Raw genomic sequence first — 6,142 nt, forward strand, 5'->3', positions numbered from 1 at the left:
GGCATCATCATGGACACCGTCCTTTCCGCCATCGTCTTCCTGCCGCTGCTCGGCGCGCTGATCGCCGGGCTTTTCGGCACCAGGCTGTTCCGCCAGCTTGGCCAGGATTCAGAGGTCTATGGCGAACACCATGCGCATGACGGCCACGCCGATGAGGCCCACGGCCATGACGGCGACCACGGCCACCATGGCCACTACGACGGGCCGGTGTGGCCGATGTACCTGACGACGGCGTTGCTCTGCCTCTGCGCCGTGCTCTCCTGGTATGTCTTCGCCGGTTTCCTGCACGAGCCGCGCGTCGAGAAGGTGGAAGTTCTGCGCTGGATAAACTCCGGCGCGCTCTCCGCAAACTGGATGATCCGGGTGGACACGCTCACCGCCGTCATGCTGGTGGTGGTCAACACGGTGTCCGCGCTCGTCCACATCTACTCGCTCGGCTACATGAGCCATGACGGGTCGCAGCCGCGCTTTTTCGCCTATCTCTCGCTCTTCACCTTCGCCATGCTCATGCTGGTGACGGCCGACAATCTGGTGCAGATGTTCTTCGGCTGGGAAGGCGTCGGCCTCGCGTCCTATCTGCTCATCGGCTTCTGGTACCAGCGCGACAGCGCGTGCGCGGCCGCCATGAAGGCCTTCATCGTCAACCGCGTGGGCGACTTCGGCTTCGCCCTCGGCATCTTCGGCTGCTTTCTGGTTTTCCAGACGGTCGATTTCGACACGATCTTCGCCGCAGCCCCCGGCATGACCGGCAAGCCCATGCAGTTCCTGGCCTGGGAGCCCGATACGCTCACCGTGCTGTGTCTGCTGCTTTTCATGGGCGCTATGGGCAAGTCGGCGCAGTTCCTGCTGCACACCTGGCTGCCGGACGCCATGGAAGGCCCGACGCCGGTTTCGGCCTTGATCCACGCCGCCACAATGGTGACGGCCGGCGTCTTCATGGTGGCGCGCCTGTCGCCGATGTTCGAACTGGCGCCTCACGCCAAGGACTTCGTGGTCGTCATCGGCGCCATCACCGCCTTCTTCGCGGCCTCCGTCGGCCTCGTCCAGAACGACATCAAGCGCGTCATCGCCTATTCGACCTGTTCGCAGCTCGGCTACATGTTCGTGGCGCTGGGCGTCGGGGCCTATGGCGCGGGCGTGTTCCACCTTTTCACGCATGCCTTCTTCAAGGCGCTGCTGTTCCTCTCGGCGGGCTCCGTCATCCACGCCGTCTCGGGCGAGCAGGACATGCGCAAGATGGGAGGCCTCGGCCCCTTGATCAGGATCACCTTCGCCATGATGGTGATCGGCAACCTGGCGCTTACGGGCTTCCCCTATACATCGGGTTACTTCTCCAAGGATGCCATCATCGAGGCGGCTTATGTCTCCGGCTGGGGCTTCGCCTTCTGGGTGCTGCTCGTTGCGGCTGTCTTCACCTCCTTCTACTCCTGGCGCCTCGCCTTCATGACCTTCAGCGGCAGGCCGCGCGCCAGTCATGAGGTGATGGAGCATGTGCACGAGAGCCCGCTGGTGATGCTGATCCCGCTCTTCGTGCTCGCCGCCGGCGCGCTGTTCGCGGGGCTGGCGTTCAGGGACTATTTCATCGGCCACCACTTCAGGGAGTTCTGGGGCGAGTCGCTGGCCAATGGCCCGGTGATGGAGGAGATGGAGCAGGAGGGCGCGGTTCCCGCCCTTGTCAAGTGGTCGCCCTTCGTGGCCATGGCGCTGGGCTTCGTCACCGCCTGGGTCTTCTACATCCGCGACGCCTCGATCCCGAAGCGCCTCGCCGAGCGGCACCAGCCGCTCTACAGGTTCCTGCTCAACAAGTGGTACTTCGACGAGCTCTATGAACTCATCCTCGTCAAGCCCACCATGCGGCTTGGCCGCTTCCTGTGGAAGAAGGGCGACGGCTTCATCATCGACGGCTTCGGCCCCGATGGCGTGTCCGCCGTGGTCAATGACGTGACCAGGGGCGTCGTCCGGCTGCAGACCGGTTATCTCTATCACTATGCCTTCGCCATGATGATTGGTGTCGCCGCGTTGACGTCCTGGTTCCTGTTCGGGGGCGCGCACTGATGAACTGGCCCATTCTTTCGGTCATCACCTTCCTGCCGCTTCTGGGCGTGCTTTTCATCCTGCTGGTGCGGGGCGATGACGAGACGGCCCTGCGCAACATGCGCTGGGGCGCCTTCTGGACAACGCTGGTCACCTTCCTCGTCTCGCTGCTGATCTGGGCGGGTTTCGATTCCAACGCGTCAGGATTCCAGTTTCTCGAGGAGCGCTCGTGGCTCGGCGCCGCGGCCACCTACAAGCTGGGGGTTGACGGCATTTCCATGCCCTTCGTGATCCTCACCACCTTCCTGATGCCGATCTGCATCCTCGCCTCGTGGCGCGTCACGAAGCGGGTGAAGGAATACATGATTGCCTTCCTCGTGCTGGAGACGCTGATGATCGGCGTGTTCTGCTCGCTCGACATCGTGCTGTTCTACCTGTTCTTCGAGGCGGGCCTGATCCCGATGTTCCTGATCATCGGCATCTGGGGCGGCCCGCGCCGCGTCTACGCCAGCTTCAAGTTCTTCCTCTACACGCTGCTGGGCTCGGTGCTCATGCTGCTCGCCATCATCTACATGTACTGGACGAGCGGCACGACGGATATCATCCAGCTTCTCGCCCACCCCGGCTTCACGCCGGAGGCGCAGAAGTGGCTGTGGCTCGCCTTCTTCGCCTCCTTCGCGGTGAAGATGCCGATGTGGCCGGTGCACACCTGGCTGCCCGACGCCCACGTCGAGGCGCCGACCGCCGGCTCCGTCATCCTGGCGGCGATCCTGCTGAAAATGGGCGGCTACGGCTTTCTGCGCTTCTCGCTTCCCATGTTCCCGGATGCCAGCCTCTACTTTCAGGACTTCGTCTTTTTCCTCTCGGTCATCGCCATCGTCTACACCTCGCTGGTGGCGCTGATGCAGGAGGACATGAAGAAGCTGATCGCCTATTCCTCCGTCGCCCACATGGGCTTCGTGACCATGGGCATCTTCGCGCTGAACCGGCAGGGCATTGACGGCGCCATGTTCCAGATGATCAGCCACGGCCTCGTGTCGGGCGCGCTGTTTCTCTGCGTGGGTGTCGTCTATGACCGCATGCACACGCGCGAGATCGCGGCCTATGGCGGTCTCGTCAACAACATGCCGCTCTATGCCTGCATCTTCATGGTCTTCACCATGGCGAATGTCGGCCTTCCCGGCACGAGCGGATTTATCGGCGAGTTCCTGTCGCTCATGGGCGCCTTCAAGGCGGCGGGCTGGGTGGCCTTCTTCGCCACCACCGGCGTCATCCTGTCTGCCGCCTATGCGCTGTGGCTGTACCGCCGCGTGGTCTTCGGCAAGCTGACCAAGCCGGCGCTCATGCGCCTGCCGGACGTCACCCCGCGCGAACTGGCAACGCTGCTGCCGCTCGTCATCCTCACCATCTTCTTCGGCGTCTATCCGGCCCCGATCCTCAACGTCTTCGGCCCCGCGGTCGAAAGCATCATCAAGCCCTTGAACGAGGCCGCCGCCGCAGCGCTCCTGCTGGCGGATGCCTCGCTGAAGTAAGGACAATCGACCCATGTGGCTTCTCCAACAGGCCGATGCCGTCGCCGCCCTGCCCGAAATCGTGCTGGCGGTGCTGACTCTGGCTCTGCTCATGCTCGGCGTCTTCCGCAAGGGTGATCCATCGGACACGGTGACGCTCGGCGCGCTCATTGCGCTCGGCATCACCGCGCTTCTCGTCATCTTTGCGGCGGATCACCAGGACACCGCTTTCCACGGCGCGTTGATGGTCGATACGTTCGCCAGGGTGATGAAGGTGCTGGCGCTGTTCGGCTCGGCCGCGGCCCTGGCGCTTTCGGTGAGCTTCATGAAGCGTGACGGCTCGCAGCGCTTCGAATATCCGGTGCTCATCCTGCTCGCCGCCCTTGGCATGATGCTGATGATCTCGGCCAACAGCCTGATTGCCCTCTACATGGGCCTCGAGCTGCAGTCGCTGTCGCTCTATGTGCTGGCCGCCATCAACCGTGACTCGGCGCGCGCCTCCGAGGCGGGCCTCAAGTATTTCGTGCTGGGTGCGCTCTCCTCGGGCATGCTGCTCTATGGCGCCTCGCTGATCTACGGCTTCACCGGCACCACCGGGTTCCCCGGTATCGCCGCCTATCTCACCAACAGCGGCGCCGACCTCGGCGCGATCTTCGGCCTCGTCTTCGTCATCGCCGGCCTCGCCTTCAAGATATCCGCCGTGCCCTTTCATATGTGGACGCCGGACGTCTATGAAGGAGCGCCCACGCCGGTGACGGCCTTTTTTGCGGCCGCGCCCAAGGTGGCGGCGATGGCGCTCATCACCCGCACCATGATGGCGCCCTTCGGGGCCATCTACCCCGCCTGGGGCCAGATCATCATCTTCGTGTCGATCGCCTCCATGTCGCTCGGCGCCTTCGCCGCCATCGGCCAGACCAACATCAAGCGCCTGCTGGCCTATTCTTCGATCGCCAATATGGGCTATGCGCTGGTTGGCCTCGCCGCGGGCACGCAGGAGGGCGTTCAGGGTGTGGTCGTCTACATGATTATTTATATGATCATGACGCTCGGCTCCTTTGCCTGCATCCTGTCGATGCGCCGCAAGGGCCACATGGTGGAGGAGATCGCCGATCTCGCCGGGCTGTCGCGCAACAACAAGGGCCTGGCTTTTGTCTTTGCCATTCTGATGTTCTCCATGGCCGGCATCCCGCCGCTCGCGGGCTTCTTCGCCAAGTACTTCGTGTTTCTCGCGGCGGTGAAGGCGGGCCTCTATGCGCTGGCGGTCATCGGCGTTGTCACCTCGGTGGTTGGCGCCTACTATTACCTGCGCATCGTCAAGATCATGTATTTCGACGAGCCGAAGGAGGCTTTCGAGCCGATGGACGGCGAGGTGAAGCTCATTGCCTATGCCTCGGGCGCCTTCACGATTGCTTTCGTGCTGCCGTGGATCGCCAGCCCCGTGATCGCGGTCGCGGCGGCGGCGGCCAGGTCATTCTATTGAAGTCCTTCTGTTGACCCTCGCGACGGGACATCCGGTCCGCCATTTCGACCGGATCGATTCCACCAATCTCGAGGCCCGCAGGCTTGCTGAGGAGGGCGAGCGCGGGCCTCTCTGGCTCGTGGCGGATCAGCAGACGCTGGGCCGCGGCCGCCTCGGCCGCAGCTGGGTGAGCGAGCCCGGCAATCTTTACGCTACGTTCCTGTTCGCCATCGCCGCGGACCCGCAGGCGGCAGCCGAGGTGAGCTTCGTGGCGGCGCTCGCCGTGCATGACGCCGCCGTCGCGCTCCGACCCGGGCTTTCGCCGCGCATCAAATGGCCCAATGACGTGCTCATCGGCGGCGCCAAGTTCTGCGGTGTGCTGCCGGAGGTGGTGGGCGGGAGTCCCACCCGAATCGCCATCGGCTGCGGCGTCAACATCGCCCATGCACCGCAGGGAACACCCTATCCGGTCACGTCACTGGGGGCCGGTCTTGCCGTCGCCTCCGTGCTGGCGGAACTCGATGCCAGCCTCGCCCGCCGCCTGGCGCAGTGGGACGAGGGCCGGGGCTTCGCCGCCATCCGCGCCGCCTGGGCCGCGCATGCGCTGGGCCTTGGCGGCAAGGTGACGGCAATGGCGGGAGCCAAACAACTCACCGGAACCTTCACGGGCCTCGCCGCCGATGGCGCGCTGATGCTCCAGGAAGCGGACGGCACGCTCACTCCCATCCACTCCGGCGAAGTCTCCTTCGCCGAACTTGAAGCCCTGAGGCGGAAACACGCATGAACGCGCGGCGCAGAGCCCAACTCCCCAGCGAACTCGTCTTCCTGCCGCTTGGCGGCACGGGAGAGATCGGCATGAACTGCTACGTCTATGGCCATGGGCCAGCGGATGACCGGCACTGGCTGATGGTCGACCTGGGCGTCAAATTCGGCGAGGAGACGGACCCCGGCATCGATGTGGTGCTGCCCGACGTGGGCTTCATCACGGCGGAGAAGTCGCGCCTCCACGCCCTCGTGCTCACCCATGCGCATGAGGATCACCTCGGCGCGGTCGCATGGCTGTGGCCGCAGCTCGAATGCCCCGTCTATTGCACGCCGTTTGCCGCGCAGATCCTGGCGCTGAAGCTGAAGGAGGCGG

General features: G+C 64.3%; 5 protein-coding genes. All 5 read left to right on the forward strand.

All coding sequences use genetic code 11. From position 1 onward, the window contains the following. The first annotated feature begins 9 nt into the window (after positions 1–9). The gene (gene nuoL, locus IOC69_RS01390) at positions 10–2,055 is read left to right on the forward strand and encodes an NADH-quinone oxidoreductase subunit L (RefSeq protein WP_290541725.1); all 2,046 of its coding nucleotides are present in this window, start codon (positions 10–12) and stop codon (positions 2,053–2,055) included. Beyond that, positions 2,052–3,566, forward strand: coding sequence for an NADH-quinone oxidoreductase subunit M (locus tag IOC69_RS01395; protein ID WP_290541735.1), 1,515 nt, complete (start codon positions 2,052–2,054; stop codon positions 3,564–3,566). Before nuoL ends, IOC69_RS01395 begins: the two co-directional genes overlap by 4 nt. Before the next feature lie 13 nt (positions 3,567–3,579). Then, entirely contained in the window at positions 3,580–5,025 is a 1,446-nt protein-coding gene (nuoN, locus tag IOC69_RS01400; protein ID WP_290541726.1) for an NADH-quinone oxidoreductase subunit NuoN, read from the forward strand. A gap of 10 nt (positions 5,026–5,035) precedes the next feature. Then, entirely contained in the window at positions 5,036–5,788 is a 753-nt protein-coding gene (locus IOC69_RS01405; RefSeq protein WP_290541727.1) for a biotin--[acetyl-CoA-carboxylase] ligase, read from the forward strand. Continuing rightward, a partial coding sequence (locus tag IOC69_RS01410) for an MBL fold metallo-hydrolase (RefSeq protein WP_290541728.1) occupies positions 5,785–6,142 on the forward strand: 358 nt, incomplete at its 3' end. The genes IOC69_RS01405 and IOC69_RS01410, both read left to right, overlap by 4 nt.

The sequence above is a fragment of the Aestuariivirga sp. genome, from assembly GCF_020252405.1.
Lineage (GTDB): Bacteria > Pseudomonadota > Alphaproteobacteria > Rhizobiales > Aestuariivirgaceae > Aestuariivirga.

Excerpts from the sequence above, each read along its gene's own strand:
- nuoL (WP_290541725.1), top strand. The coding sequence starts at position 10 with ATGGACACCGTCCTTTCCGCCATCGTCTTCCTGCCGCTGCTCGGCGCG.
- nuoN (WP_290541726.1), top strand. The coding sequence starts at position 3,580 with ATGTGGCTTCTCCAACAGGCCGATGCCGTCGCCGCCCTGCCCGAAATC.